Below are 25,308 nucleotides of genomic sequence, written 5' to 3'. Positions count from 1 at the left end.
TAGTTCTCATTTTAAACAGTTTTTGCATTACTTTTTAATAATATATTTTCATCTAAATAGCCAAATAAAATCATTTCTTGATTTACTTTGTTTTGAGGCTTATAGCCTAAAATCATTGCATATAGCTTTTTCATATTATAATTATGGATAGATATATCATAATTATATTTTTTATATAACTGAAATAATCTCATTTTTATAATGTTATCACGCTTAGCATTAAGTACTGGATTTATCATAGATTGCATTCTCTTACCAGCTCTGCTTTTAAAAATAAAATATGATAATAATTGCCCTACTGCATAATAATATTCTTTATCATCACTAGGCATTATCAAATCCTCTTTAAACATAATTTTTTCTTTTACGCTTGTTCTAATTTTTGTTGCTATATCAGCCATTGTATCTCCTCCTTGTTCTTTTTTCATTTTAAGAAAATAATCCTTTAATGACCAATGCAAATTCAATTGTGATTTAGGTCTTAAGTTATATTTATCTTCATTTCGTATTGAATTTTTTATTAAATCTAAAGCAAATTTTTCTTCTGCTTTACTAAAATTATTATCAATTCCTTTATAAACCCAATCAAAAATTATATTACGATACATAATAATATTTTGTCTTAACACACTATCTTTTATACTCATATCATTTGCATCTATAAAATAATTTGTTCTCAAAAATTTTGAAAAAAATATTTCATTAATTAATGTACCAATACTTGTTCGTTTATCATAAACGCCATACTTCTTAGCAAATTCAGGTAATTTATCTTCTTTAATATCAATACTTATAAACTTCACATATTCAAAATTTGTTTTTAATCTATTTTGATAATCCACTATATTATCTTGAATCTGAATTTCTAATTCTTTGCCCTTTTGAATACGTAAATAATATCCTGAAGCCATTCCATCAAAATCATCGCGTTCGTCTTGATCACTATATGCTTTAATTCTATAGTTTTTCGTATCTATATAAATATTATTTTTACCATTAGCAGCAAAATTCATTAAATACTCAAAAAATTGTTTTTGCAAAATAGCTTTATTTATATCTACTAAATAAGCAGCAGGAGTTTTTCTTGTCTTTATAGCTAAAAATGGTTTTTTAGCATTCATTCCCATATTATTATCTGGAATACCTTGTATTTTCCCCTCAACTTCTACATTATAATCATTACTATTATAGATGTTAGGGAAAATATATCTATTATCTTCTTGAATAAATAATTCTTTATTCTTCTTATTATCTTCTTCATCTGCTTCAAAAACTTCAAAGAAAATTTTAAGATAATCTTTCTTTTTTAAATCGATATTTATCAATTTATCAATAGAAAAAATATGCTGTTTTATCCAACTTCTACATTTTTCCAATATTTCTATATTTACAGGAGCATATTCTTCTTCAAATTTTTGATAAATCTTACTTGCTTCTTTAGATTTCTTATATTTTGCTTCTAAAGGATTTTTTAAAGTATCATAATAATTATCAATAATAGTTTCTGTTAATTTAGACGTAATACTTTCTTTTTTCACTGCAAATGATAAATAGTTATTAGAATGAATTACTTTTTTGCTATCCATAGGTTTGTTCATAGAAATCAATTTACTATGATAATCATAAAAACATATCTCTTTAAAATAACTACCTTTTTCTACAGCCTCACTTGTTCCTCTCTTTTTTTTATCAAGTTTTATATCTTGATAATTTTTTATCTTACCTTCAGCATCTACAATTATATAAGAACCATCTGCTGGTATATATTCGTCCAAGATAAGATTATTATCATAGTCTAATTCTCTTTTAAATACTTCTAAACATTCTTCAAACATAAAATTCCTCCTTTCTTTTAAATAAAGTTATAACCAACGATAATTTAAAAATCCACAGCCACGAGCATTCATCTCACCTAGACCAACACCCAAAGCAAAATACCATAAATCTTGAGCACGCTTATTATCTGCCACTTGTATTTGAACTTTATCGCCCAATAATTTTATACTTTTATATTCCATAGCAATTGGCTTTTTATTTTTAAGTTCTATCACAGTGTATAAGTCAAAGTCTTCATCAATTTTTTCTTGATAATAAGCATTCCATTTTTTAATTAAATTAACTTTTAATCTTTGCTCAAATTCTGCAAAACTTATAGCTTCTTTCCAATAACCTTTTTCTGTTTTTATGATCATAGGCGTAAGCGTATATACTCTTTCTAACATTTTTTTTGGCAACACTCTGATTTCTGCTACCAATCCTTTAATTTCTTTTGTGTGATTGTCCACACACACTAATTTAAAATACTTTGCTAATTCTAAATCTACAGTACGTATAGTCAAAGTATATATCTTTCCTTTTTTATAAACCCGATCTTTTTCTATTGGATATAACTGATCATAGCAATAATTTTTGTAACTATTCTGTTCATGAAAATTTAACCACTTCTCATCAGTTTTAAAACCCGAATCAATAAAAGCGGTTATCTTTTCTTGAATTTTATTAATAGAAATATCTTCTAACAAAAAGATCTGCATTCGTATTTGATATACTCTCATCAAAATACTCCTTTCATAAAATATATTTTTTAATAACATATTAATTCCAGTATGGGAAATATTTTAAATATTATTTCCCATACTAAATTGCAAAAATTAAAAATTAATATTAATACAAATACTAATATTAATAACTAATTCTACAATCTTAGAATACATATAAATTAACATGTCATTTTCGTCCTCAATCTATTTTATTTGGTTATTAATATTTTATATATTAAATAATATAACTTTAATTTAGAATTGTCAAGATAGATTAATTCATTTATAATAATAAATAATTTAAATTTTAATATTTAATAATATAATCTATATTAACAAAAACATTCTATAATGTATTTGAATATCTATTTTATTTGGTATTCTAAAGTATTAACTGTAACATTTGATGTTTTCTATGTTCTAAACTATATATCCTACTAAAACTTTTAAGTTTGGCACGATATGACAAAAAAACTGTAATAATTTGAGAAAATACTCAATTATTACAGCTTTTTTATATCTAAATTCAATTAAAGGAGATTTTATTTTGAATAAGGCTGAAATCTTACAATATCTTACTGATAAACAAATACCTTTCACTAAATATGAACATGAACCTATATTTTCTGTAGAAGAAGGCGATAAATCTAATCTTCCTAATCGTGAAAAAGTCATTCGCAATCTATTTTTATGTGATGCCAAAAAGAAAAATTTCTATCTTGTTTCTTTATTTGTGCATAAAAATATCAACCTCAAAGAATTAAGTGAAAAAATTCCTAGTAAACGTCTTAGTTTTGCTAAGCAAGAAGCTATGGAACAAATGCTAGAAGTAAAACCTGGTAGCGTTACACCACTTGCCATATTAAATAACAATGATAAAAATATCTTAATGATATTTGACAGTGAATTACAAAATCAAACAATAGGTATGCACCCTATGGAAAATACAGCCACTGTATTTTTAAAATTTGAAGACTTATATAACCTATTACTACCTCATGGCAATGAAATTCGCATTATTGATTTATAACAAAAAGAGACAAATATTTTTTAATATTTGTCTCTTTTACTTTAATTATACAATCTGGAATAAATAGAATTTAAGATAATAAGTTTCTGGGATACCAAATACAATTGGGTGGTCAGGAGATTGCTGACGTGCTTCAATCTGACGAAGTGTTACTTTGGCATCACTTGCTGCTTCATTCAACATTTTTAAGAATAAATCTTCTTTCATGAAATGAGAGCAAGAACAAGTTGCTAAATATCCGCCACGTGGCAACAATTTCATTGCACGTAAATTGATATCTTTATATCCACGATAAGCATTTGTTACAGTCGCATGAGATTTTGTAAATGCTGGTGGATCTAAGATGATAAAATCATAATCTTTATTTTTTTCTTCGATAAGTTTTGTTAATAAATTAAATACATCAGCTTTAATCGCTTTAGCATTATCAAGCCCATTCATTTCAATATTTTTAGTAGTCATATCTACTGCTTCTTGAGAAATATCTACAGCTGTTACAGATAATGCACCGCCACTAGCAGCATTTAAAGCAAATGCTCCTGTATGAGTGAAGCAATCTAATACTTTTCTGCCTTTTGCCAAATGAGCTACAGCTCTACGATTGTATTTTTGGTCTAAGAAAAAGCCTGTTTTTTGTCCGTTTTCTACATCAACATTATATTTAATATTATTTTCAGTAATAACTAAAGTTGTATGTTCCTTACTTTCGTCTAATAATGGATGTTTATAAAATCCTTTGTATTCTTCCATACCTTCAAGTTTGCGGATTTTAACATCATTGCGTTCATAAAAGCAATTTATTTCTTCGCCATATTCACGCATAATTTCAATTACTTTGCTAAAAATAACATCTTTGCGAACTTCGATACCTAAAGATAAAACTTGTGCTACTAATACATCTTCAAAACGGTCAATTGTAAGCCCAGGGAAACTATCTGCTTCACCAAAAATCAAACGACAGCAGTTGAAGTCTTCACCCATTACTTGACGGCGATAATCTATAGCATAACGCACGCGACGTTCCCAAAATGCTTCATCAAATTTATCATTAGCATTTGTGGAAATAATTCTTATGCGAATTTTAGAATTATCATTGATAAAACCTGTACCTAGGTATTTGCCTTTGTTTGTAAGTACATCAACTAAATCGCCATTTTCATAAGTGCCATCGATGTCGATTACTTCATCGCCAAAAACCCATGGATGACCATGTTTTACAGAACGTTCTCCTTTTGGTGTAATTTTTATTTTTGTAAATTCTCTCATTTTCTTCGTCCTTTTCTTTAAAACTACAAATAAAATATTATGCTCTATTATATCAATTCTTATTAAAGCCTTCAAATATAATCTATAATAAATTAAAATATATTTATCACCTTAGTGAAAGGAGTTTCATTATGTATCTAAAAGAAATAGATTATTCTTTGCGAAATGAAACACTCATAGATAAATTGACAATTATTTGGCAAAAATCAGTTGAAGCTACACATTTATTTCTTTCTCCTCAAGATATAAAAGATATTTTGCCTCAAGTAGTCATAGGATTAAAACAAATTCCGATTTTACTCGTATCATTTACAGATGATGATGAGCCTATCGGTTTTGCTGGAATTGCTGATGATAAATTAGAGATGTTATTTTTAAGTCCTGATTATTTTCAACAAGGTATCGGCTATAAAATGATTTCCACTGCCATACAAGATTATCAAATTAAATATGTTGATGTAAATGAGCAAAATCCTAAAGCTCTAAAATTTTATTTGCGACAAGGTTTTACTATTTTTAAACGTTCACCTGTAGATAGTGATAACCGCCCCTTCCCCATATTACATCTAAAAAAATAAATCTAAGCTATAAAGAAAATCTTTCCTAGCCCTGTATTTTCAAGGAATAATCTTCTTTATAGCTTTTTTTATTTTTCGCTTATTTATATCCCCTAGTAGAGCTTGTGGCTGAATATTTATCGTTTTATACTAATTTACATAATCATACAATGGTGAGGATAATTATGACAAAATTATTACAAGAAATACAAACTTATTGGACAAATCGTGCCGAAGGATATTCTCAAGTCAATCAAGGCGAATTACATAGTGAACAAAAACATAAATGGCAACAAACTTTATTACAATACATTCCTTTTAAAGCTAATAAAAATATAAAAATCTTAGATATTGGCACTGGGCCAGGTTTTTTTGCCATTATTTTAGCTCAATTAGGTTTTGATATCACAGCTATTGATTACACTGAACAAATGCTTTTAGAAGCTAAACAAAATGCAGGTAAACTCAGCGAACAAATCGACTTTCAACAGATGGACGCTCAAAATTTAAATTTTCCTGATGAAAAATTTGATGTCATCGTTACACGCAATCTGACATGGAATTTAGAAAATCCACAACAAGCTTATAGTGAATGGCATCGCGTCTTAAAAAAAGATGGCGTTTTATTAAATTTTGATGCTAATTGGTACAACCATTTATTTGATGAGCAAAAAAGGCAAGCTTATGAAGAAGATAGAAAAATAGTTGCCAAAGCTCACATAGATGACCACTATACTTGCACCGATATTGATGCCATGGAAAATATCGCCAGACAAGTTCCTTTAAGCAGTATAAATCGACCTGATTGGGATAGAGAAATTTTAACTAAAATCGGTTTTACTACGATAAATATTATTCCAGACATCTGGCAACAAGTATGGAGCGATGAAGAAAAATTAAATTATGCTTCTACACCAATGTTTTTAATCAAAGCAATCAAATAATCTAAATCAACATTAAATGGGGAATTTTTATGGAAACAAAAATCAAAGATAGAATTATTAATTATTGGACAAAACGCAGTGAAAATTTTGCTCAATTGCGACAAGAAGAATTGCATAGTTATATGTCTGAATTATGGCTCACTGAAATCACTAAATATTTACCACAAAAACCTTGCAAAATCCTTGATGTCGGCACAGGTACTGGCTTTTTTGCCAATCTACTTGCCCAATATCATCACGAAGTAGAAGGCATTGATTTAACAGCTTCCATGATTGAGCAAGCTAAACAATCTTTAACTAAACTTCAACAGCATGATTATAAAATCAATTTTCAAGTGATGGACGCTGAAAATCTTTATTTTGCAGATAATACTTTTGATGTCGTTATCTCTAGAAATCTCACATGGACTTTGCCCAATCCACAAAAAGCGTATAGTGAATGGTATCGCGTATTAAAACCACAGGGAATTTTATTAAATTTTGATGCTGATTATGGCAATGAGCAATTTTATCAAACTAAAATAGAAAATCTACCTTTAAATCATGCTCACCGCCAAGTGAAACCAACACTCATGCAAGAATGTGATTTAATCAAAAATAGTTTAGAAATATCTTCAAAAATACGTCCTGATTGGGATTTACGCATTTTAAAACAACTTCAATTCAAAGATGTATTTGCTGATACAAATATCGGTCAACGTATTTACAAACATCAAGATAAATTCTACAATCCTGCTCCTGTATTTTTAATCTACGCACAAAAATAAATTAATTATTTGCTATTACTCTATTTATATTTTATATAGGAAAATCATGAAAAAATATATACTACATCGTTTACTTTATTTAATACCCATTTTATTAGGTATTACTTTATTCACTTTTATTTTATTGCATTCAACTAATGATATTGTCGATATCATGGAACTAAATCGTGGAGTCGTTTATTCAGAAGCCACTAAAACACAAATTCGTCAAGATTTAGGCTTAGACCAGCCGATATTTATTCAATATCTAAATTGGCTATTATCCATATTATCTGGCAATATGGGAACTTCTTACCTTTCTGGAAAAGATGTTTCTTCTCTGTTTTTTGATAAATTACCACAGACTTTATATCTGACACTTAGCTCTATTTTATTGACTTTATTGATATCTTTACCACTTGGTATTTTATCAGCGATTAAACAAAATAAAATAATTGATTATATAATTCGCCTATTTAGTTTTATCGGCAATTCCTTACCTGGATTTGTGGTGGCTTTAATTTTAATTTATATTTTCTCCGTACAATTAAAATTAATTCCTGTTTTAATTGATAATAATTTTATCGGTCTTATTTTGCCTTCCATAGCACTTGCCCTGCCTATGAGTGCAAAGTATATCCGCCAAATCCGTATTGTAGTCATTGAGCAACTTCATCAAGATTATGTACGCTGTGCTAAAGCTCGTGGTTTGAAATTATCTACAATTTTAATTCACAGCATTTTAAAAATGATTACACTTCCACTTTTAACGCTTATCTGTCTATCTATTGGTTCACTTTTGGGTGGCAGTGCCATCATTGAAACTATTTTCCGCTGGGACGGTGTCGGCAAATTGGCTATTGATGCTATCAACCTTCGCGATTATCCTATCGTTTTAGCATATGTATTTTATCTCTCTCTTATCTATATGTTTATCAATCTGATTGCAGATATCTTATATCATTATTTAGATCCTAGAATAAAACAACAATGGAAAGCTTAATATGAATACTAATTTTAAATTTTATTTATTAACTTGTGCTATTTGCATTTTACTATTCATCACTATCCTAGCACCATATATTGTACCGTTTGATCCTTATGAACAAAATTTAGCTAATACACTACAAGCACCTAATACCATACACTTACTCGGTACAGATAAATATGGTCGCGATATCTTTTCTCGCATCTTAATCGGTGCTCAAACAACTATTTTTTCTTCATTATTTCTCGTCATTATATCAAGTGTTTTCGGTTCTTTAATCGGTGTTATCTGTGGTTATTTTGACAAAAACTTAGACAATCTTTTAATGCGAATTACAGATATTTTTCTTGCTTTTCCGGGAATTATCTTTGCTATCGCTTTAGTTGGTATTTTAGGTGGTAGTATTTTCAATGCCATACTGGCACTTTCATTGATTTCCTGGCCCAAATTTGCCCTACTTGCTCGCAGTCAAACTTTAGTTTTAAAAAATTCTCTATTTATCAAAGCAAGCATTATCAATGGTTCTAGTGATTTCAAAATTATCTACAAACATATTTTACCCAATATATTCCCCATTTTACTCACTACGGCCACTTTAAATATCGGCACTATGATTATGGAAATTGCTGGTCTATCTTTTTTAGGCTTAGGTGCTATGCCTCCATCAGCAGAATGGGGTGCTATGATGAGCAGTGGTCGTATTTTTTTACAAATTGCTCCATGGATGATTTTAGCTCCTGCTGCTGCTATTTTTCTCACAGTATTACTATTTAATCTATTCGCTGATGTACTTAATGATAAACTAGACCCTAAACAATTATCCTAAAATAAAATAGGAGGTTTTCATGTCTTTTTCTAAAGTCCTAGCATTATGTTTATTTTTAATAAATTTTTATTTAACAGGTTGTACTTCCGATAACACTACTTCTTCCACAGAAAAAGTATTTCATTTCGGCACTACTGCCTATGGTATTGAAATGGGCAATACTGGTCTAAATCCGCACCATGATTATTCCGGCTGGTCAGCAGTCCGCTATGGTGTTGGCGAGACCTTATTTAAATTTAATGATAAAATGCAACTTGAACCATGGCTTGCTAAAAGCTATGAACAATTAGATGATTATACTGTAAAAATCACTTTAAAAGATAATATTAAATTTTCTAGTGGTAGAGCCTTAGATGGTCAAGCTGTCAAAGAATGTCTAGAAGATTTAATCAAAAATCATGACAGAGCTCCTTTTGATTTAAAAATTGCCTCAATCACAGCTGATGGTCAAGATGTCATCATTAAATCACAAGAAAAAGTCCCTGCCCTTTTAAATTATCTTAGCGATCCTTATGGTGCCATTATCGATATGCAATATGGTATTACTGCTGATAATAATGTAGCTGGCACTGGCCCCTTTGTCGCTACTAAAATATCAGATAAACAAATTGAACTTGTAAAAAATCCTAATTACTGGAACGGCAATGTAGCCATGGATAAAGTAATTATAACTGAAGTAATAGATGGCGATACGCTCACTATGGCATTACAAACTGGAGAATTTGATGCTGTCCAGGGGCTTCCTTATGCTAATTTAGATTTATTCCAAAATAATCCCGATTATCATGTGAGTTCAATAGCTACTTCTCGCTGTTTTTTTGCCCAAATAAACTATAACAATCCTATACTTCAAGATTATAATATTCGCAAAGCTATAGCTATGAGTTTAGATAAACAAGGTTTTACGCATAACCTACTCCAAGATAATGGTTCTATAGCCATTGGTGCTTTCCCAGATAATTTCACCTTTGGTGGCGATAAATTACAAACTATAAATTACAATCCAACAGAAGCTAAAGAACTATTAGCCCAAGCTGGCTGGATAGATAATGACGGTGATGGCTATGTTGATAAAAATGGACAAAAACTCATACTTCGCTGGCTGACTTATCCTGGTCGCCAAGAATTGCCCTTACTTGCAGAAATCGCTCAAGCCAATCTAAAAACCATCGGCATCGACTTAAAAATCAACAATACTATCAATCAACAAGAATTTTTAGCTAGTGGAAACTGGGATATTTATGCCAGTGCCTTTGTAACTGCACCGACTGGCGATCCAGAATATTTCTTCACTACACATTGTCTCCAAAATTCAGCCAAAAATCGTGGTAAATATTATAACGATAAATTAGAAATCTTAGCTCAAAAACTGCATAATGAATTCGATAGTCAAAAACGAGCTGACTTAGCAGTGCAGATGCAACAGATTTTATTAGATGATTATGGCTTTATCTTCGCTTCTCATTTAAAAATGTCTTTTGTCTCTAAGTCCAAGGTCATAAATTTTGTAGCTCATCCTAGTGATTATTATGAAATCACTGCCGATTTAGATTTTAAATAATAAATAGGTAGGTCAATCATGTCCTTATTAACTATTCGAGATTTAACTATTTCCCATAATAAACAAAATATCTTAAATAACATCAATCTAAAATTAAATACTGCTGAAATAATTGGTATTGCTGGCGGTTCTGGTTCTGGAAAAAGTACTTTATTAAACAGCATTTTACATCTATTGCCAAAAGATTTTAATATTCAAGGTGAAATCCATTGGCAAGATAAAAATTTATATGACTTAAAAACAAAACAATTAACTCATATCTATGGTAAAGAAATAGCCTTTATTTCGCAAAACCCGCAAACATTTTTTTGCCCTGTCCGCACTATAAAAAGTCAATTCATTGAAACCATATCAGCGCATCAAAAAATCACAGCTGATGAAATCATCGCTCAAGCATTAGATATTTTTACCAAAATAGGTTTAAATGACGGCAAAAATATTTTAAATGCCTATCCCTTTATGTTATCTGGTGGCATGAACCAACGCATTAATATCGCTCTGACAATGATGTTAAAACCTCAATTATTAATTGCTGATGAGCCTACTTCTGCTTTAGATGTCATGTCCCAAGCTAAAGTTTTACAAGAATTATTATTGATGAAACAAAAATTAAATACGAGCATTTTATTCGTATCTCACAATTTAAAAGTTTTAGCCAAAATAGCAGATAAAATCATCATCATGCACCAAGGCAAAATAATTGAACAAAATCCCACAGAAATTCTTTTAGCCAATCCCCAAGAAGATTACACTAAAAAATTATTACAAGCCGTTATCACACTAAAAAAATAAACACCTAAAGAGGTGCTTTTATGCAAGAAATTTTAAAAGTCATTAATTTGACTAAAAACTATCTAAAAAATGACCATGATTTTAAAGCTTTAGATGATATAAATTTCACCCTACAAAAAGGCGATAGCCTTGCCATTGTCGGCGAAAGTGGCTGTGGCAAATCTACATTAGCCAATATTTTAATAAGACTTGAAACGCCAACTATAGGAGAAGTATTATTTAAAGATAAAAATATCCATCAATATTCTAGACAAGAATTAAAACAATTTTATCGCCAAGTACAAATGGTCTTTCAATTACCTCAAGAATCATTTAATCCGCGTCAACGTCTAGGCGATAGTATTATTGAGCCACTAATTAATATTGGTACAAACAAAGCTCAAGCAAAACAAATTTTAGATGATTTATTAACTAAGGTAGCTTTACCCTTGGAGATAAAAAATAAATATCCTCATCAAATAAGTGGTGGTCAATGTCAGCGTTGTGCTATAGCTAGAGCAATTTCTATTAAACCCCAAGTTTTAATCTGTGATGAAATAACATCTGCATTAGATACGATAACGCAAATGGAAATTTTGAATTTACTATTAAAACTTCGCCAAGAATTAGATTTAAGCATTATTTTTATCTCTCATGATTTAGCTTTAGTCCAAAAATTATGTAATAAAATATTGATTATGTATCAAGGAAAAATCATTGAACGAGGCTTAACCTCAGAAATTCTAAAAAATCCCCAAGAAGAATACACAAAAGAATTAATCAATATTTGCAGTTAAAACAAATATATAAAACAAAAAGATTGCACTAGAAAATTTTCTAATGCAATCTTTTTTATTTACTGCAATAATATCATTTAAATTTAATTAAAATCAATCATTACCTCTAAATTTATCTTTAAGAATAACATCATGTGAACCGCCTTCAACAATACTTGTTGCGGAAACTAAAGTAAGTTTTGCTTTATCTTGGAATTCTTTGATGTTTAATGCACCACAGTTGCACATTGTAGAACGCATTTTGCTAAGAGTTAACATAACGTTATCATGTAATGGTCCTGCATATGGAACGTAGGAATCAACGCCTTCTTCGAAGGATAATTTTTTATCTCCACCGAGGTCATAACGTTGCCAGTTACGAGCACGATTAGAACCTTCGCCCCAATATTCTTTTAAGTAAGTACCATTGATACGAACTTTATTTGTTGGGCTTTCATCAAAGCGGGAGAAATAACGTCCAAGCATGAGGAAATCTGCACCCATAGCTAATGCAAGAGTCATATGATAGTCATGTACAATACCACCATCAGAACATACAGGAATATAAATACCTGTTTCTTTATAATATTCATCACGAGCTTCAACTACATCAATTAAAGCTGTAGCCTGTCCACGACCAATACCTTTTGTTTCACGAGTGATACAGATAGAACCACCACCGATACCAACTTTTACGAAGTCAGCACCTGCTTCAGCTAAGAAACGGAAGCCATCTTTATCTACTACGTTACCAGCACCAACTTTTACATCTTCGCCGAAGTTTTCATGAATATATTTTAATGTCATTCTTTGCCATTCAGAAAAACCTTCAGAAGAGTCGATACAAAGTACATCAGCACCAGCTTTTAAAAGTGCAGGAACGCGTTCTGCATAATCACGAGTGTTAATACCAGCACCTACTAAATAACGTTTATTGTTATCTGTAAGTTCTAATGCATGTTCTTTGTTATCTGTATAGTCTTTTCTAAACACCATGTAGCGTAAACGTTGATTTTTATCAACAAGAGGTAACATATTTAATTTATGTTGCCAAATGAGGTCATTTGCCATAGACAATGTAGTAGTATCTGCATCAGCATAGATTAATTTGTTAAATGGAGTCATGAAAGTTTCAACTTTTGTATCCATGCTCATACGACTAACACGATAATCACGGCTAGTAACAATACCTACTAATTTTCCTGTTGGTGTACCATCTTCAGTAACAGCCATTGTAGAATGTCCAGTTTTAGCTTTTAATGCTAATACTTCGCCTAAAGTAGTAGAAGGCATAATATTAGAATCACTACTTACAAAACCAGATTTATAATTTTTTACACGACTAACCATTGCGGCTTGGTCTTCAATGCTTTGAGAACCGTAAATAAAGGAAATACCGCCTTCTTTTGCAAGTGCAATAGCCATTGTATCATTAGATACAGCCTGCATGATAGCGGAAGTCATTGGAACATTAAGCTTTATTTTTGGTTCTTCACCTTTTCTGAATTTTACAAGTGGAGTTTCAAGAGAAACATTTGCAGGAATGCATTTTTCAGAAGAATAACCTGGAACTAATAAATATTCCCCAAAAGTATGAGATGCTTCTTTAAAATAATATGCCACGACAATACCTCTTTCCTTATTTTTTATAGTACTAGTATAACGCAAAATAAAATGTAATAAAAGTATTTTCTAGATAATAGTATTATTTTTCTTATTTGTCAACTACTATTAAACAAAATTAATAAAAACGGCTGCAGTTTCTACAGCCGTTTTACACTTTTTTATTCTACTGTTACAGATTTAGCAAGATTACGAGGTTTATCTACATCACAACCACGAGTAATTGCTGCATAATAAGCAAGTAATTGTAAAGGTACTACAGTTAAAAGTGGAATTAATAATTCATCTGTAGCTGGAACTTTGATTACATGGTCTACATATTTTTCAAGTTCATTATCATCTTCAGCCGCAATACCAATCATAACTGCATCACGAGCTTTTACTTCTTTAATATTGCTTAAAGTTTTTTCATATACACTTTTTTGAGTTGCAAGAGCAATAACAGGCACACCAGATTCAATCAATGCAAGTGTTCCATGTTTTAATTCACCAGCTGCATATGCTTCAGCATGAATATAGGAAATTTCTTTTAATTTTAAAGAACCTTCAAGTGCTACATTATAGTCTAAAGAACGACCAATGTAGAATACATCATTGTTAAATGCATAATTTTTAGCAAAAGTTTTGATTGGTTCTACATCTTCTAAAGTACGATTTATTTCATCTGGAAGTAAACGAAGCTGTGTTAAAAGTTCATGAGTTCTTTCAGTTGTAATAGTACCTTTTAAGCCAGAAACATACATAGCAAATAAGAACATTGTTACAAGCTGAGTTGTATATGCTTTCGTAGAAGCTACAGCGATTTCTGGGCCAGCCCATGTGTACATTACCTGATCAGCTTCACGAGCGATAGAAGAACCTACTACGTTTGTAATAGCTAAAGTTTTTGCACCAAGACGTTTAGATTCTTTAAGTGCTGCAAGTGTATCACTTGTTTCACCAGACTGACTGATAACAATTGTAAGTGTGTGTTCATCAATAATTGGATCACGATATCTAAATTCAGAAGCAATATCGATTTCTACTGGTATACGAGCTAATTTTTCAATGTAATATTTACCTACAAGACCAGCATGATAAGCTGTACCACAAGCTACAATATAGATTTTATTAAAGTTTTCTACATATTCTTTAGTCCATTTTAATTCATCTAAAACAACTTGTGTATTTTCTTTATTGATACGTGGAGAAATTGTATCTCTTACTGCTTTTGGCTGTTCATGAATTTCTTTCAACATGAAATGTTCATATCCGCCTTTTTCAGCAGCTTCAGCATTCCAATTTACTTCAAATACTTTTTTAGTGATAGGATTACCTTTTCTATCTGTTACCCAAATGCTATCTTTTTTAACTACTGCAATTTCGCCATCATTCATAATATAAGTACGACGAGTATAAGCAATGATAGCAGGAATATCAGAAGCTATAAAGTTTTCACCTTCACCTAAACCGATTACTAGTGGATTATCTTTTTTAGTACAAATAAGTGTATCTGGATAATCTTGGCACATGAAAGCAAGAGAATAAGAACCTTCAATTCTATTCAATACTTTATTTACAGCCTCTACAAAATCACCTTCATAAACATCTTCGATTAAATGAGCTACAACTTCAGTATCTGTTTCAGAAACAAATTTATGTCCTTTAGCTATTAATTCTTCTTTTAAAGACATAAAGTTTTCGATAATACCATTGTGTACAATAGCGAATTTGCCAGAACAATCTGTATGTGGATGAGAATTCACATCAGATGGACGTCCATGAGTTGCCCATCTAGTATGACCAATACCCATTACACCTTCAGGAGTATTATTTTTGATTTTTTCTTTTAATGCAGCTAAACGACCAACAGATTTTGCCACATTAATTTTTTCACCATCAAAAACAGCAATACCAGCAGAGTCATATCCTCTATATTCTAATTTTGTTAATCCATCAATTAAAAAATTAGCTGCCTGTTTTTCACCAACATAACCTACAATACCGCACATAAAAATATGCCTCCTAAAATTAAATTATTAAATTTTTGAAGATATATTTTCTGTATAAATCTTTTGCTGTATTGTCCTTTTAATCACTTAAAAGTTTTGCCAGCTACTATCGACTAGATTAAGCCGAGAAGCATCCGCTGATATTTTCGACGACTTCTTCCTCGTACTCTATTTCATAAATATAAAACAGAGCCAGCGCTAAAGTTTATATAAACCCTTTTATTATCTTTATATACAGAACTATATCAAAAAAGCATGCACAAAATTATTTCATCTTTGTGCATGCTCATATTTTAATTATAACTTATGATTTTGTCAATAGAAATAAAATAAATATATTTTTCTATTTATCCTTGCTGAGCTTTTACTACATCAGCAATTTTATAGCAGATTTCTTCTAATTCTTTTTGGTCAGGGCCTTCAGCCATTACACGAATTAAAGGTTCTGTACCAGATGGACGTACTAAAATACGACCATTTTCACCTAATTGTTGTTTACCTTCTTCGATAGAAGCTTTTATAGCTTCATTATCTTCCCAACCATCTTTAGTAGCTACTTTTACATTTACTAAAAGCTGTGGATAACTTGTCATGATTTTTGTAATTGCAGAAGCTTTATGTCTTGTACGTTTTAAATAAGATAATACTTGAAGTGCTGTAACAGGGCCATCACCAGTAGTAGAAAAATCTGTAAAGATAATATGACCAGATTGTTCTCCGCCTAAGTTATAACCATTAGCAAGCATATTTTCTAATACATATCTATCGCCTACAGCTGTGATTTCTGTACGTCCGCCATTTTCTTTAATAGCTTTATGGAAACCGATATTTGCCATAACTGTAGTAACTACAGTATTATCTTTTAATTTGCCTTTGCCCATCATATAAATAGCACAAGCTGCAATCATATGGTCGCCATCGATGAATTCACCATTTTCATCAATACATAAACATCTATCAGCATCACCATCATGAGCAATACCAATATCTGCTTTATGTTCTTTTACAGCTTCCATCAAAGATTCTAAATGTGTTGAACCGCAATTATCGTTGATATTGATACCGTTTGGTTTATCGTGAATTACGATTACATCTGCACCTAAACGACGTAAAATTTTTGGCATAGCTTCATAAGCTGCACCATTTGCGCAGTCTAAAACAATTTTCATACCTTCTAATTCGATATCAGTAGTTTTAGTTACAAAAGATACATATTCATCTAATAAATCATGACGATAAACTACATTACCAATTTTGTCATCTGTTGGACGATATAAATTATCATTATTTTCAATTTCATGTACTAATGCTTCGATTTCATCTTCTACGGCATCTGGTAATTTATAACCATCGCCACCAAAGAATTTAATACCATTATCATGGAATGGATTGTGAGAAGCAGAAATTACAATACCTGCATCAGCTTTATGTTTGCGAGCTAAATAAGCTACAGCTGGAGTTGGCATTACACCTGTTAATACTACATTACCACCAGCAGAACAAATCCCTGCAGATAAAGCTGCTTCATACATTGGACCAGATAAGCGAGTATCTCTACCAATATAGATTGTGCAAGCTTCGCCATCTTTCTTTGTAAAATAAATGGCAGCAGCACGTCCTAAGTTATAAGCTAATTCTGGTGTTAATTCAACATTTGCCTTACCTCTAACACCGTCAGTTCCAAACATTCTAGCCATAAAATAAACCCCTCTCAATTATTCTATAATATTTTCTATATAAGCATAAGCTGCATTTACGCCATCAACAGCAGCACTCATTATACCGCCAGCGTATCCAGCACCTTCGCCTATAGGATATAACCCTTTTATATTTTCAGACATATATGTTTGTCTGTTGCGAATAATTCTACATGGTGCAGAAGAACGCATTTCTACCCCAGTCATCACCACATGTTCACCTGCAAAACCTGGAATTTTCTTATCAAAATTAGGTAATGCTTCAGCCAACATCTGTGTTGTAAAATCTGGTAAACATTCGCGTAAATTGCAAATCTTTACTCCCGGTTTATACGTTGGTTCTACTAAAAAATTATCATCACTTACTTTATCTTTTAAGAAATCGCCAACCGTTTGCACTGGTGCATGATAATTTCTACCACCACAAATATATGCCATTTCTTCATAATGACGTTGAAAAGCAATGCCATCTAAGACATTATGACCAAAATCATCTGGCGTTACATTGACGAGCAATGCACTATTTGCAATACCAGAATTACGTTTATAATTACTCATACCATTTACAACGACTCTACCTAGTTCTGAAGCAGCAGCTACTACTTGACCACCTGGGCACATACAAAAAGAATATACACTTCTACCTTTTTGGCGATTATTATAAGTCAATGAATAATCTGCTACTGGCAATAATTCACTTTTATAATCTTCACCATATTGAGCTTTATCAATTAAATCTTGCGGATGTTCTATACGCACACCGATTGCAAAAGGTTTCGCTTCCATGGATATTCCCTTAGAATATAACAATTCATACGTATCTCTTGCACTATGACCAATACCTAAAAATACATCACTTGCTGTGAATTTTTCTTTATGGTTGATTTCAACTCCACAGATTTTATCATCTTTTATTATAAAATCTGTAACTTGTGAATTAAAGAAAATTTCTCCGCCTAAAGCTTTTATCTTCTCACGAATATTTTTTACAACAATGCGCAAAATATCTGTACCGATATGTGGTTTATGCAAATATTTTATTTCTGGTGGTGCTCCAGCTTCTACAAAAGCTTCTAACACATCTGTAATTTTACTATCATTGATACGAGTTGTTAATTTGCCATCAGAAAAAGTTCCTGCTCCACCTTCGCCAAACTGTACATTGGAATTTTCTTTTAATTGTCCACCTTGCCAAAATTTTTCAATATCTTGATGTCTAGTATCCACATCACTTCCACGTTCAAAAATAAGTGGTCTATATCCATTTTTAGCTAAAACTAACGCCGAAAACATTCCCGCAGGGCCAAAACCAATTATTATCGGTCTAAATGTTTTACTTTTTTGACAATTAATTTTATCCACTTTTTTAGTAGTTACGATTTCTACATTCTTGTCTTTTTTTAATCTAGCTAAAACTTTATTTTCTGCAATATTAACTTTCACATCTAATATATACACAAAATAAATAGGAGCTCCCTTATACCTTCTAGCATCAATCCCCTTACGAACAATTACCACCTCATCAATATGTTGAGGTGGTAACTTTAATCGTTTTGCAACTAAATCATTTATCGGAGATTGGTCATTAAATGGTACATTAAAATTTTTAATTCTTATCATTTAACAAACCTACTTCATCTTATTTTAACTTTATTTATTTGTTTTATTATCAGTTTTATTTTCTTTTGTTTCTATTTCTATCCATACAGTTACTTCCTGATTAGGAACATTTATATCTTCCGGCACAATTAAATTAACTGTTTGTTTCGTCGATTTTGTAACATTTGCCAAAGATATATTTTCTGTGGATAAATAAGTCATATTGCCAATAATATCAGGATTACCACTAACTTCTATTTTTTCAGGCTCTACCTTCACTGATTTTAAGATATAACCCATTGGCAAATCAGACATCAATGTTGGTTTTATATCGATAATTTTTTTGTTTAAACCTTTAGCCAAAATAATGGAAACATCTACTGTTTTAGGTAATAGCTTAACGCCTTCCACTTCTTTATCTTTGTCATTAACTGCAATAAGTGGCACTGTTACACTAAAGTTTTCATTATTTCCATTTACACCAATATAACCTACTGCCGCTGTTACTTTATTTAAAATGCTAACAGGGCCTTCAATTGTTATATTCTGTAAAGACTGTTCTACACTTGCTACCACTTTGCCATCACCTGGAATACCAGATAAATTCAAGCGAACAGGTACTTCTTTTTGCTCAATTTTATCAACATTTATAGATACTTTTGTTGGACCTGCTGAAATCAATTCAAAACCACGAGGTAAAACTGTCTGTATCTGTAAATCATGAATTCCATTTTCCACACCATTTAAATCTACATAAGCTCTAAAGCTAGATGTTTCTACATTTGAAAATAGCGAACGTGGTGCACGCACTTTCAATTTTACTTCTTCAACATCTTTGGATATTTGATATCCTTCTGGTGCATTAACTATTCCAATTGGCACTGTATAAGTATTTTCAATCTGCGGATTTTGGTCATTCATTACAAAAATCCAGCAACCTATGGCAACTATAAGTGCTAAACATTTTTCTGGAAGATTTTTTCTAAAAAAACTTATCATTTTTTTTGCCTCCATTTCAAGACAGCTTCTTTTAAGGTTGTCTTTCTTGGTGAAAATATTGGCATCAAATATTGTTTTAACTGTTCAGAATCTAAATGACGATATATTCTACCTGCTTCAGCCACAGAAATTGTTCCTGTCTCTTCACTGACAATAACAACTACAGCATCACATTGTTCTGATAAACCTATAGCTGCACGATGGCGAGTACCAAGCTCTGTGCTTAATGACCTATCATCAGTAAGTGGCAATAAACAACCTGCCGCAATCAAACGATTACCGCGTATAATGGCTGCTCCATCGTGTAGTGGAGTGTTTGGGATAAATACATTTAGTAAAAATTCAGCACTAACAATCCCATCAATTTTTATTCCACTTGCACAAATATCATTTAAACCCATATTGCGCTCAAGTACAATCAATGCTCCTGTTTTTGTAGATGATAATTTTGTAACAGCCTTATCCAATTCTGATACTAACGAACAAGCTTCTTCATAGTTCAACAACATCGAACGTTTGAAAAATCCACCTTCACCTATATGCTCTAAAGCACGTCGCAATTCTGGTTGAAATACAATTGGCAATGCTACAAATAACAAAGTAACAATCTTTTGTAATAACCAGTTTATAACATGCAATTCAAGCCAACTAGTAATAATCGCTAAAAGTAATAATATCAATAAACCTCTTGTCAAGGTTATCGCTCGTGTATTTTCTAACATTTTATACACTCGATATAAAATAAATGCCACAATTAAAATATCAAAGACATCTAATATGCCTATAGTTTTTATAAGACCTTCTAGCTGTATCAACATATAGATTACTACTCCCATCTATATTAAGTATAAAATTTAAATATAAAAATATTCTATTTAATTATAACAGATTTTATTTATCTTTATCTATTATTAATTATTCGCATAAATTTGTAAAGTTAATTTCGCATTTATCGTATTATTTTGTATAAAAATATTGCTATCTTGTATACTTACCAATCTACTATTTAAATTCAATTGATGTAAAAAATCAACTATAGCAAAATAATCACCTTGCAATACAAGTTCTATTTCTTCTTGCTTTAAATTATCTTGTGTACTCTTATTTTTAGGCATCATTTCTATGATATTTACTGATGAATATTTTGCCATATCATTTAATTGTAATAAAAACTTTTCTTCATCTATCTCTTGCGGTATTTTTTCTGTTAATAAATTTAAATTAAAATCTATCTTTTCTTTATAGCTATCTACGTTTTTATTTTTTGCCATAAAATCATAATAATTTATCAATTCTTCTTGTTGTTGATTTCTTTCAGTATTTAATATATCTATTTTAGAACTCACTATATTTTCTAAAAAAAATAGTATCATTATCCATAGACTAATGATACTTATACAAATAATTAAATGTTTATAATCTTTATATTTCATTTTACCTCATCACTATCTTCATCGTAAAATCCAATAAATTATCTTCCGTATTAATCTTTATCTCTCCAATTTCACTCGTTTGGAAAAATCTTATTTCCGATAATTTCTCTTTATATACAGCTATATTTTGATAATTTCTCGCTCGTCCCTTCAAAAAAATTTCTCCATCTTTTATCTTCAAATCAGTTAAAGCTACATCATCTACTGTATTTGCACCTAAATTAATTAAAATAGCATATATATTCACTGATTTTTCTTCTAAATTCTGCACTAATTTTTGTTTATCTTTAATTAAAGCTTCTTGTTGTTTTAACTGCTCTATATCATCTATATCATTTTGTACTAAAGCTATTTCTTCTTTTATATTTTGTTCCTGTTTTTCAGCTTGATAATATTTTGTAATTGCATAACCACCTAAACAACAACTACAAGATAATAAAATAGTTATCAATAATAAATATATATTTTGCCAATTTAAATAACTCAACTGTTGTCTTTTAGGCAAAAATTCTTGATATTGTCGCTGTAAAAAACATACTAAAATTTTACTTATCACATCAAAATCTTCTATTTCAGCCAATAATTCTCTATCTATTTGTAACTCACAATTAAAAATATCACTTTGTTTTTCTACTCTATATCTTTTTATATATTCATCTTCTGCTATCACATCTATTTTTACATCATTTTGACAAAATACACTATACAAATTAAGATTTTGTTCTTTTGCCAATTGTTGCCATAAATCCACTAAATTCTTATTAATTAAATTTACTTTTAAATTATAATTTTCTTTTACATCTTCTAACGTATATGTATAATAATACTCCTCTAACTTTATATCTTCCTGTAATTCCCAATACAGGGCTTTTTTTATTTCCGACAAAGGCATACGAGGAAAACTATAATGTAAAATCTGCTGTTTTTGCTCAGCAAAGTTTATCACTAAATATTTTATATTTTCTCGTTCTTGTTCTTTATAAAATCTATATAAAATCTCTTGATAAAAATTAATATCTTCATTATTTTTCTGAATTTTTCCCGCATAAAAATGAATGATTTGCCATCTATCATCAGTTATTTTCTGCACTGTCAGCAAAGAAAGTTTATCTTCTTCTATATAAGCAAATATAAACTTAGCAAAATCTCTTATATATAATTTTCTTCCTATTTTCTTTAACTCTCTTTTAACGTTCCCAACGCTGTACAATGCAATCATCATCTTTCTTTTGTAAATAAATACAATTTTGATTTGTGATATCTTCTAAACTACTTTCTACAATTAGTATATATATATCTTGATTATATATCTGCATTAAATATGCTTTTATCTTTACAGATTTTTTCATCTGTTTATCTGTTACTGTCTTTTCATCTACTATAATAGCTTTATCAAATTCATCTTTACCTTGTGCCTTCATGCAATCATCTTGCCATTTTTCTTTATCGTATTTATATATATCAATTAAATTTAAACTTTCACTTATTGTATAATTTTTAGTCTGCATATTCATTTTTAATATTTCTAAACTATCATTTTCTGTAAGACTTAATCTATAAATATACAAAGAAAAAACAGCCATTAAACTCAAAACAATCAGCATAGAAATACTTATCATACCATCTTCTTTGTCCATGATTAAAACCTCATTTTTCTTCAATTAAGGCTCTATATTATCCATTGTTTTTGCATTTCGCTGTAAAACCACTGTAGTGAGTTTAAATTCTTGATTAGTTCTATAAGTTTTACCAGTTACATCTAATTGATACAAATTATCATCAATTTTACGACAACTGTAACTTATATTATCATTACCAAAATAATTTTCACTGTTTAACGGCTGTTTTGCTCGAATAGTATATATATCATTATTCAATTTGGATATTTCACAACGATAAATAATCGCTCCTTCTTTGCGAAAGCCGATATATTTTTCCATATCATCAGAATTAGCTGTAGCCCTTCTTTTTGTCGCAATAATCAATGTTTCTTTATGTGCAAAATCTATCTGGTCTATGATTTCATCAGCATAAGTGATTTCTGTTGCCATATTCTCCAAAATATTTTTCGTCTGTTCTTGCAATATCCAATTGTCAATATAATTAAAGATACTACTGCTAATGGCTTGCACTATGATTAAAATAGCGATTATTAAACTAAAAATTAACGGTAAAATTATCAATGCATTACCTACAATAAAGCCTTGTTGTTCATTTAATAGCTTCTCTTTTAATTTCTCTTTCTTGATATTCCGTCTCTTCTTGATCATGATAGCGCCAACTTATTTCAATACTGATTTCATCTATATCATCTTGAAAAAATTCATTTTGTTTTATCATATACTTCATACCATTACATTCTATTTGATTGGGAATAATATTTGCTTTTTGTTCTTCCATGAGATTTAAATATCCTTGTGCTAAATATATTGCCGTCATTCTATAACCATTGTTTAACTGTTGATTTCTCAATATTCCCATACAAATATATATCATTGCTACACTAGATAATATAGCCATCAAAATCAATAATTCTATATGCAAAAATCCATTTTCATCTTTATTTAAATTTTGCCACATATTCATGATGAGTCCTCATAAGAATTTATTATACGTATTCTACCCACACGATTTATCACAATATATTTTGCTGTATTTCCACTATAAATTTTTATCGTTTTATTTGGCCAACTGTTGTATAAACTATTTTGACGAAAAACATAAAAATTAGCATTATCATCAAAATCTATTTTTATATCATCAGGCAAGTAATATACTTCTTCTACTGCATCTTCATTTAATTTAACTGTATATTTATCTCTATAAATAAAGCAAATTGGTCTAAAATCACTATCTTTCATATAATGGTAATTTCTTGAACGCTCCTGCACATTCATCAATATACTGACTAAATTCATTGCTTCATTATTGACCTTCTGTTCTTCACTGGCAAAATCGACAAATATTACACTCTGTGTAAACAATGCTATAATCCCTGTCATTATAATTAATTCTATATACCACATTTGCAATTAACCTATAAAACTAAGCCACAAATTTAAAATATTATCAGCTTCAAAAAAAGATATGATATTTCCTAAAATAAGCATCGGTGCAAAAGATATCTTTTCTTTTTTACTCACTTTATTTATATTCCTTAAGCAAAAATAAATGGCTACAACTCCGCCAAAAATAAAACTTATATATATCGCCACTATACATTGAGGATAATTACACCATAAAGCTAAAACTAAAGCTAATTTTAAATCTCCTGCACCCATTAATTGCTTAGGGTAAAAATATATCACACCAAAGATAATTAAATTGATTAATAATGCATAGATTACTTTTTCTAAATCCATGTTAAAAATCATTAATCGAATAGCTAAAATTAACCCTAGATATAATAAACTCTTATTTTTTATCTTCAAAGTCTTGAAATCTACCCAAGCAATTTTGCCTAAATACATACAAACAATCAAATCATAAATAAAACTTACTTCCATTTTATTACTTATCTCTTTATTATTTATCTCTAATTATGAATATTATTCACTAGTATTTTTACCAAATTCCATTCTAGTTTTTCCCATGAAAGTAGCATTTGTTTTATCCGAATTTAGACTATAATTTTCTCCTGTTTCATTAGAAGTCAAAACGCCATTTACATATACATCTCCAGTAGGTGCCTTTATATTTTCTACATCAATATATTCATCTAAATCACTTATATCTTGTGGTGCTCTATTATTTTGAACTTTATACATTGCTATTGCTGTATCTAAAGATTGTAAATCAGCTTGTACTCTAGATGTATTTGCCATTGCTAAAGATTCATTAAATTTCGGTAGGGCTATTGCTGTCAAAATAGCAATAATTGCTACAACAATCATCATTTCAATCAAAGTAAAACCATCTTCACTTAGTTTTAATTGTTCAAATTTATTCATCATTTTTATCA

General features: G+C 30.1%; 26 protein-coding genes. 9 read left to right on the top strand and 17 right to left on the bottom strand.

The features are described from left to right. Positions 1–11: 11 nt before the first annotated feature. On the bottom strand, positions 12–1,835 hold the full coding sequence (locus AC5LAX_RS02555; RefSeq protein ID WP_288908882.1) for a hypothetical protein: 1,824 nt from the start codon (positions 1,833–1,835) through the stop codon (positions 12–14). A gap of 27 nt (positions 1,836–1,862) precedes the next feature. Beyond that, positions 1,863–2,522 (bottom strand): CRISPR-associated endoribonuclease Cas6, encoded by a 660-nt coding sequence (cas6, locus tag AC5LAX_RS02550; RefSeq protein ID WP_493263629.1) that lies wholly within the window; start codon positions 2,520–2,522, stop codon positions 1,863–1,865. A gap of 565 nt (positions 2,523–3,087) precedes the next feature. Between cas6 and AC5LAX_RS02545 the strand changes: the two genes are divergently transcribed. Next, positions 3,088–3,570, top strand: a complete 483-nt coding sequence (locus AC5LAX_RS02545; protein ID WP_288908880.1) for a prolyl-tRNA synthetase associated domain-containing protein — start codon at positions 3,088–3,090, stop codon at positions 3,568–3,570. A gap of 45 nt (positions 3,571–3,615) precedes the next feature. On the opposite strand, the gene AC5LAX_RS02540 is transcribed toward AC5LAX_RS02545, so the two are convergent. Beyond that, positions 3,616–4,836: a class I SAM-dependent rRNA methyltransferase gene (locus tag AC5LAX_RS02540; RefSeq protein WP_008538524.1), complete on the bottom strand. Its 1,221-nt coding sequence runs from the start codon at positions 4,834–4,836 to the stop codon at positions 3,616–3,618. Positions 4,837–4,967: 131 nt separating this feature from the next. On the opposite strand from AC5LAX_RS02540, the gene AC5LAX_RS02535 reads away from it, so the two are divergent. From AC5LAX_RS02535 to AC5LAX_RS02500, 8 genes are all read left to right on the top strand, one after another. Further along, the gene (locus AC5LAX_RS02535; RefSeq protein ID WP_288908879.1) at positions 4,968–5,414 is read left to right on the top strand and encodes a GNAT family N-acetyltransferase; all 447 of its coding nucleotides are present in this window, start codon (positions 4,968–4,970) and stop codon (positions 5,412–5,414) included. Between the two features lie 164 nt (positions 5,415–5,578). Then, the gene (locus tag AC5LAX_RS02530; RefSeq protein ID WP_288908877.1) at positions 5,579–6,337 is read left to right on the top strand and encodes a class I SAM-dependent methyltransferase; all 759 of its coding nucleotides are present in this window, start codon (positions 5,579–5,581) and stop codon (positions 6,335–6,337) included. Positions 6,338–6,366: 29 nt separating this feature from the next. Continuing rightward, positions 6,367–7,104: a class I SAM-dependent methyltransferase gene (locus tag AC5LAX_RS02525; protein WP_167624761.1), complete on the top strand. Its 738-nt coding sequence runs from the start codon at positions 6,367–6,369 to the stop codon at positions 7,102–7,104. Positions 7,105–7,150: 46 nt separating this feature from the next. Next, positions 7,151–8,086 (top strand): ABC transporter permease, encoded by a 936-nt coding sequence (locus AC5LAX_RS02520; protein WP_117584944.1) that lies wholly within the window; start codon positions 7,151–7,153, stop codon positions 8,084–8,086. 1 nt (position 8,087) lies between these two features. Further along, on the top strand, positions 8,088–8,897 hold the full coding sequence (locus AC5LAX_RS02515; protein WP_288908875.1) for an ABC transporter permease: 810 nt from the start codon (positions 8,088–8,090) through the stop codon (positions 8,895–8,897). A 19-nt stretch (positions 8,898–8,916) separates the two neighbouring features. After that, on the top strand, positions 8,917–10,458 hold the full coding sequence (locus AC5LAX_RS02510; protein WP_288908874.1) for an ABC transporter substrate-binding protein: 1,542 nt from the start codon (positions 8,917–8,919) through the stop codon (positions 10,456–10,458). 18 nt (positions 10,459–10,476) lie between these two features. Further along, positions 10,477–11,250, top strand: a complete 774-nt coding sequence (locus tag AC5LAX_RS02505; RefSeq protein WP_288908873.1) for an ATP-binding cassette domain-containing protein — start codon at positions 10,477–10,479, stop codon at positions 11,248–11,250. A gap of 20 nt (positions 11,251–11,270) precedes the next feature. Further along, positions 11,271–12,026 carry an ABC transporter ATP-binding protein gene (locus tag AC5LAX_RS02500; protein WP_288908872.1) on the top strand — a complete coding sequence of 252 codons (756 nt, stop codon included), beginning with the start codon at positions 11,271–11,273 and terminating at the stop codon, positions 12,024–12,026. A gap of 93 nt (positions 12,027–12,119) precedes the next feature. On the opposite strand, the gene AC5LAX_RS02495 is transcribed toward AC5LAX_RS02500, so the two are convergent. The 14 genes from AC5LAX_RS02495 to AC5LAX_RS02430 all read right to left on the bottom strand — a co-directional run bounded on the left by AC5LAX_RS02495 (position 12,120) and on the right by AC5LAX_RS02430 (position 25,300). Further along, the gene (locus AC5LAX_RS02495) at positions 12,120–13,628 is read right to left on the bottom strand and encodes an IMP dehydrogenase (RefSeq protein ID WP_018999146.1); all 1,509 of its coding nucleotides are present in this window, start codon (positions 13,626–13,628) and stop codon (positions 12,120–12,122) included. 161 nt (positions 13,629–13,789) lie between these two features. Then, positions 13,790–15,619 carry a glutamine--fructose-6-phosphate transaminase (isomerizing) gene (gene glmS, locus AC5LAX_RS02490; protein WP_008538534.1) on the bottom strand — a complete coding sequence of 610 codons (1,830 nt, stop codon included), beginning with the start codon at positions 15,617–15,619 and terminating at the stop codon, positions 13,790–13,792. A 347-nt stretch (positions 15,620–15,966) separates the two neighbouring features. Beyond that, a complete protein-coding gene (gene glmM / locus AC5LAX_RS02485) occupies positions 15,967–17,316 on the bottom strand; it encodes a phosphoglucosamine mutase (protein ID WP_008538535.1) in 1,350 nt (449 codons plus the stop codon). 18 nt (positions 17,317–17,334) lie between these two features. Continuing rightward, positions 17,335–18,936 carry an NAD(P)/FAD-dependent oxidoreductase gene (locus tag AC5LAX_RS02480; RefSeq protein WP_288908871.1) on the bottom strand — a complete coding sequence of 534 codons (1,602 nt, stop codon included), beginning with the start codon at positions 18,934–18,936 and terminating at the stop codon, positions 17,335–17,337. A gap of 30 nt (positions 18,937–18,966) precedes the next feature. Beyond that, positions 18,967–19,914 carry a CdaR family protein gene (locus AC5LAX_RS02475; protein WP_288908869.1) on the bottom strand — a complete coding sequence of 316 codons (948 nt, stop codon included), beginning with the start codon at positions 19,912–19,914 and terminating at the stop codon, positions 18,967–18,969. Further along, a complete protein-coding gene (cdaA, locus tag AC5LAX_RS02470) occupies positions 19,911–20,732 on the bottom strand; it encodes a diadenylate cyclase CdaA (protein WP_008538539.1) in 822 nt (273 codons plus the stop codon). The genes AC5LAX_RS02475 and cdaA overlap by 4 nt, the downstream gene beginning before the upstream one ends. A 93-nt stretch (positions 20,733–20,825) precedes the next feature. Then, on the bottom strand, positions 20,826–21,347 hold the full coding sequence (locus tag AC5LAX_RS02465; protein ID WP_278849590.1) for a type 4a pilus biogenesis protein PilO: 522 nt from the start codon (positions 21,345–21,347) through the stop codon (positions 20,826–20,828). A 1-nt stretch (position 21,348) separates the two neighbouring features. Then, a complete protein-coding gene (locus AC5LAX_RS02460; protein WP_493263628.1) occupies positions 21,349–22,569 on the bottom strand; it encodes a PilN domain-containing protein in 1,221 nt (406 codons plus the stop codon). Continuing rightward, a complete protein-coding gene (locus tag AC5LAX_RS02455) occupies positions 22,535–22,984 on the bottom strand; it encodes a hypothetical protein (protein ID WP_288908867.1) in 450 nt (149 codons plus the stop codon). The genes AC5LAX_RS02460 and AC5LAX_RS02455 overlap by 35 nt, the downstream gene beginning before the upstream one ends. A 24-nt stretch (positions 22,985–23,008) precedes the next feature. Continuing rightward, a complete protein-coding gene (locus AC5LAX_RS02450; protein ID WP_278489326.1) occupies positions 23,009–23,617 on the bottom strand; it encodes a hypothetical protein in 609 nt (202 codons plus the stop codon). Then, entirely contained in the window at positions 23,559–23,933 is a 375-nt protein-coding gene (locus AC5LAX_RS02445) for a hypothetical protein (RefSeq protein WP_288908865.1), read from the bottom strand. Before AC5LAX_RS02445 ends, AC5LAX_RS02450 begins: the two co-directional genes overlap by 59 nt. Then, the gene (locus tag AC5LAX_RS02440) at positions 23,930–24,349 is read right to left on the bottom strand and encodes a hypothetical protein (RefSeq protein WP_493263627.1); all 420 of its coding nucleotides are present in this window, start codon (positions 24,347–24,349) and stop codon (positions 23,930–23,932) included. Before AC5LAX_RS02440 ends, AC5LAX_RS02445 begins: the two co-directional genes overlap by 4 nt. A gap of 30 nt (positions 24,350–24,379) precedes the next feature. Next, on the bottom strand, positions 24,380–24,817 hold the full coding sequence (locus tag AC5LAX_RS02435; RefSeq protein WP_493263630.1) for a prepilin peptidase: 438 nt from the start codon (positions 24,815–24,817) through the stop codon (positions 24,380–24,382). 78 nt (positions 24,818–24,895) lie between these two features. After that, the gene (locus AC5LAX_RS02430; RefSeq protein ID WP_181805616.1) at positions 24,896–25,300 is read right to left on the bottom strand and encodes a prepilin-type N-terminal cleavage/methylation domain-containing protein; all 405 of its coding nucleotides are present in this window, start codon (positions 25,298–25,300) and stop codon (positions 24,896–24,898) included. Between the last annotated feature and the right edge of the window lie 8 nt (positions 25,301–25,308).

It is taken from the genome of Megamonas sp., from assembly GCF_986095205.1.
This window is presented reverse-complemented; position numbering and strand designations above follow the sequence as displayed.

What these genes read in the sequence shown, in the direction of transcription:
- glmS (WP_008538534.1), bottom strand. Translation starts at nt 15,619, where the DNA reads ATGTGCGGTATTGTAGGTTATGTTGGTGAAAAACAGGCAGCTAATTTT.
- AC5LAX_RS02450 (WP_278489326.1), bottom strand. Translation starts at nt 23,617, where the DNA reads ATGATCAAGAAGAGACGGAATATCAAGAAAGAGAAATTAAAAGAGAAG.
- AC5LAX_RS02510 (WP_288908874.1), top strand. Translation starts at nt 8,917, where the DNA reads ATGTCTTTTTCTAAAGTCCTAGCATTATGTTTATTTTTAATAAATTTT.
- AC5LAX_RS02460 (WP_493263628.1), bottom strand. Translation starts at nt 22,569, where the DNA reads ATGATGATTGCATTGTACAGCGTTGGGAACGTTAAAAGAGAGTTAAAG.
- AC5LAX_RS02440 (WP_493263627.1), bottom strand. Translation starts at nt 24,349, where the DNA reads ATGACAGGGATTATAGCATTGTTTACACAGAGTGTAATATTTGTCGAT.
- AC5LAX_RS02535 (WP_288908879.1), top strand. Translation starts at nt 4,968, where the DNA reads ATGTATCTAAAAGAAATAGATTATTCTTTGCGAAATGAAACACTCATA.
- AC5LAX_RS02520 (WP_117584944.1), top strand. Translation starts at nt 7,151, where the DNA reads ATGAAAAAATATATACTACATCGTTTACTTTATTTAATACCCATTTTA.
- AC5LAX_RS02515 (WP_288908875.1), top strand. Translation starts at nt 8,088, where the DNA reads ATGAATACTAATTTTAAATTTTATTTATTAACTTGTGCTATTTGCATT.
- AC5LAX_RS02505 (WP_288908873.1), top strand. Translation starts at nt 10,477, where the DNA reads ATGTCCTTATTAACTATTCGAGATTTAACTATTTCCCATAATAAACAA.
- AC5LAX_RS02525 (WP_167624761.1), top strand. Translation starts at nt 6,367, where the DNA reads ATGGAAACAAAAATCAAAGATAGAATTATTAATTATTGGACAAAACGC.
- AC5LAX_RS02475 (WP_288908869.1), bottom strand. Translation starts at nt 19,914, where the DNA reads ATGATAAGTTTTTTTAGAAAAAATCTTCCAGAAAAATGTTTAGCACTT.
- AC5LAX_RS02435 (WP_493263630.1), bottom strand. Translation starts at nt 24,817, where the DNA reads ATGTATTTAGGCAAAATTGCTTGGGTAGATTTCAAGACTTTGAAGATA.
- AC5LAX_RS02500 (WP_288908872.1), top strand. Translation starts at nt 11,271, where the DNA reads ATGCAAGAAATTTTAAAAGTCATTAATTTGACTAAAAACTATCTAAAA.
- AC5LAX_RS02455 (WP_288908867.1), bottom strand. Translation starts at nt 22,984, where the DNA reads ATGGACAAAGAAGATGGTATGATAAGTATTTCTATGCTGATTGTTTTG.
- AC5LAX_RS02540 (WP_008538524.1), bottom strand. Translation starts at nt 4,836, where the DNA reads ATGAGAGAATTTACAAAAATAAAAATTACACCAAAAGGAGAACGTTCT.
- cdaA (WP_008538539.1), bottom strand. Translation starts at nt 20,732, where the DNA reads ATGTTGATACAGCTAGAAGGTCTTATAAAAACTATAGGCATATTAGAT.
- glmM (WP_008538535.1), bottom strand. Translation starts at nt 17,316, where the DNA reads ATGGCTAGAATGTTTGGAACTGACGGTGTTAGAGGTAAGGCAAATGTT.
- AC5LAX_RS02465 (WP_278849590.1), bottom strand. Translation starts at nt 21,347, where the DNA reads ATGAAATATAAAGATTATAAACATTTAATTATTTGTATAAGTATCATT.
- AC5LAX_RS02530 (WP_288908877.1), top strand. Translation starts at nt 5,579, where the DNA reads ATGACAAAATTATTACAAGAAATACAAACTTATTGGACAAATCGTGCC.
- AC5LAX_RS02430 (WP_181805616.1), bottom strand. Translation starts at nt 25,300, where the DNA reads ATGATGAATAAATTTGAACAATTAAAACTAAGTGAAGATGGTTTTACT.
- AC5LAX_RS02445 (WP_288908865.1), bottom strand. Translation starts at nt 23,933, where the DNA reads ATGAATATGTGGCAAAATTTAAATAAAGATGAAAATGGATTTTTGCAT.
- AC5LAX_RS02555 (WP_288908882.1), bottom strand. Translation starts at nt 1,835, where the DNA reads ATGTTTGAAGAATGTTTAGAAGTATTTAAAAGAGAATTAGACTATGAT.
- AC5LAX_RS02480 (WP_288908871.1), bottom strand. Translation starts at nt 18,936, where the DNA reads ATGATAAGAATTAAAAATTTTAATGTACCATTTAATGACCAATCTCCG.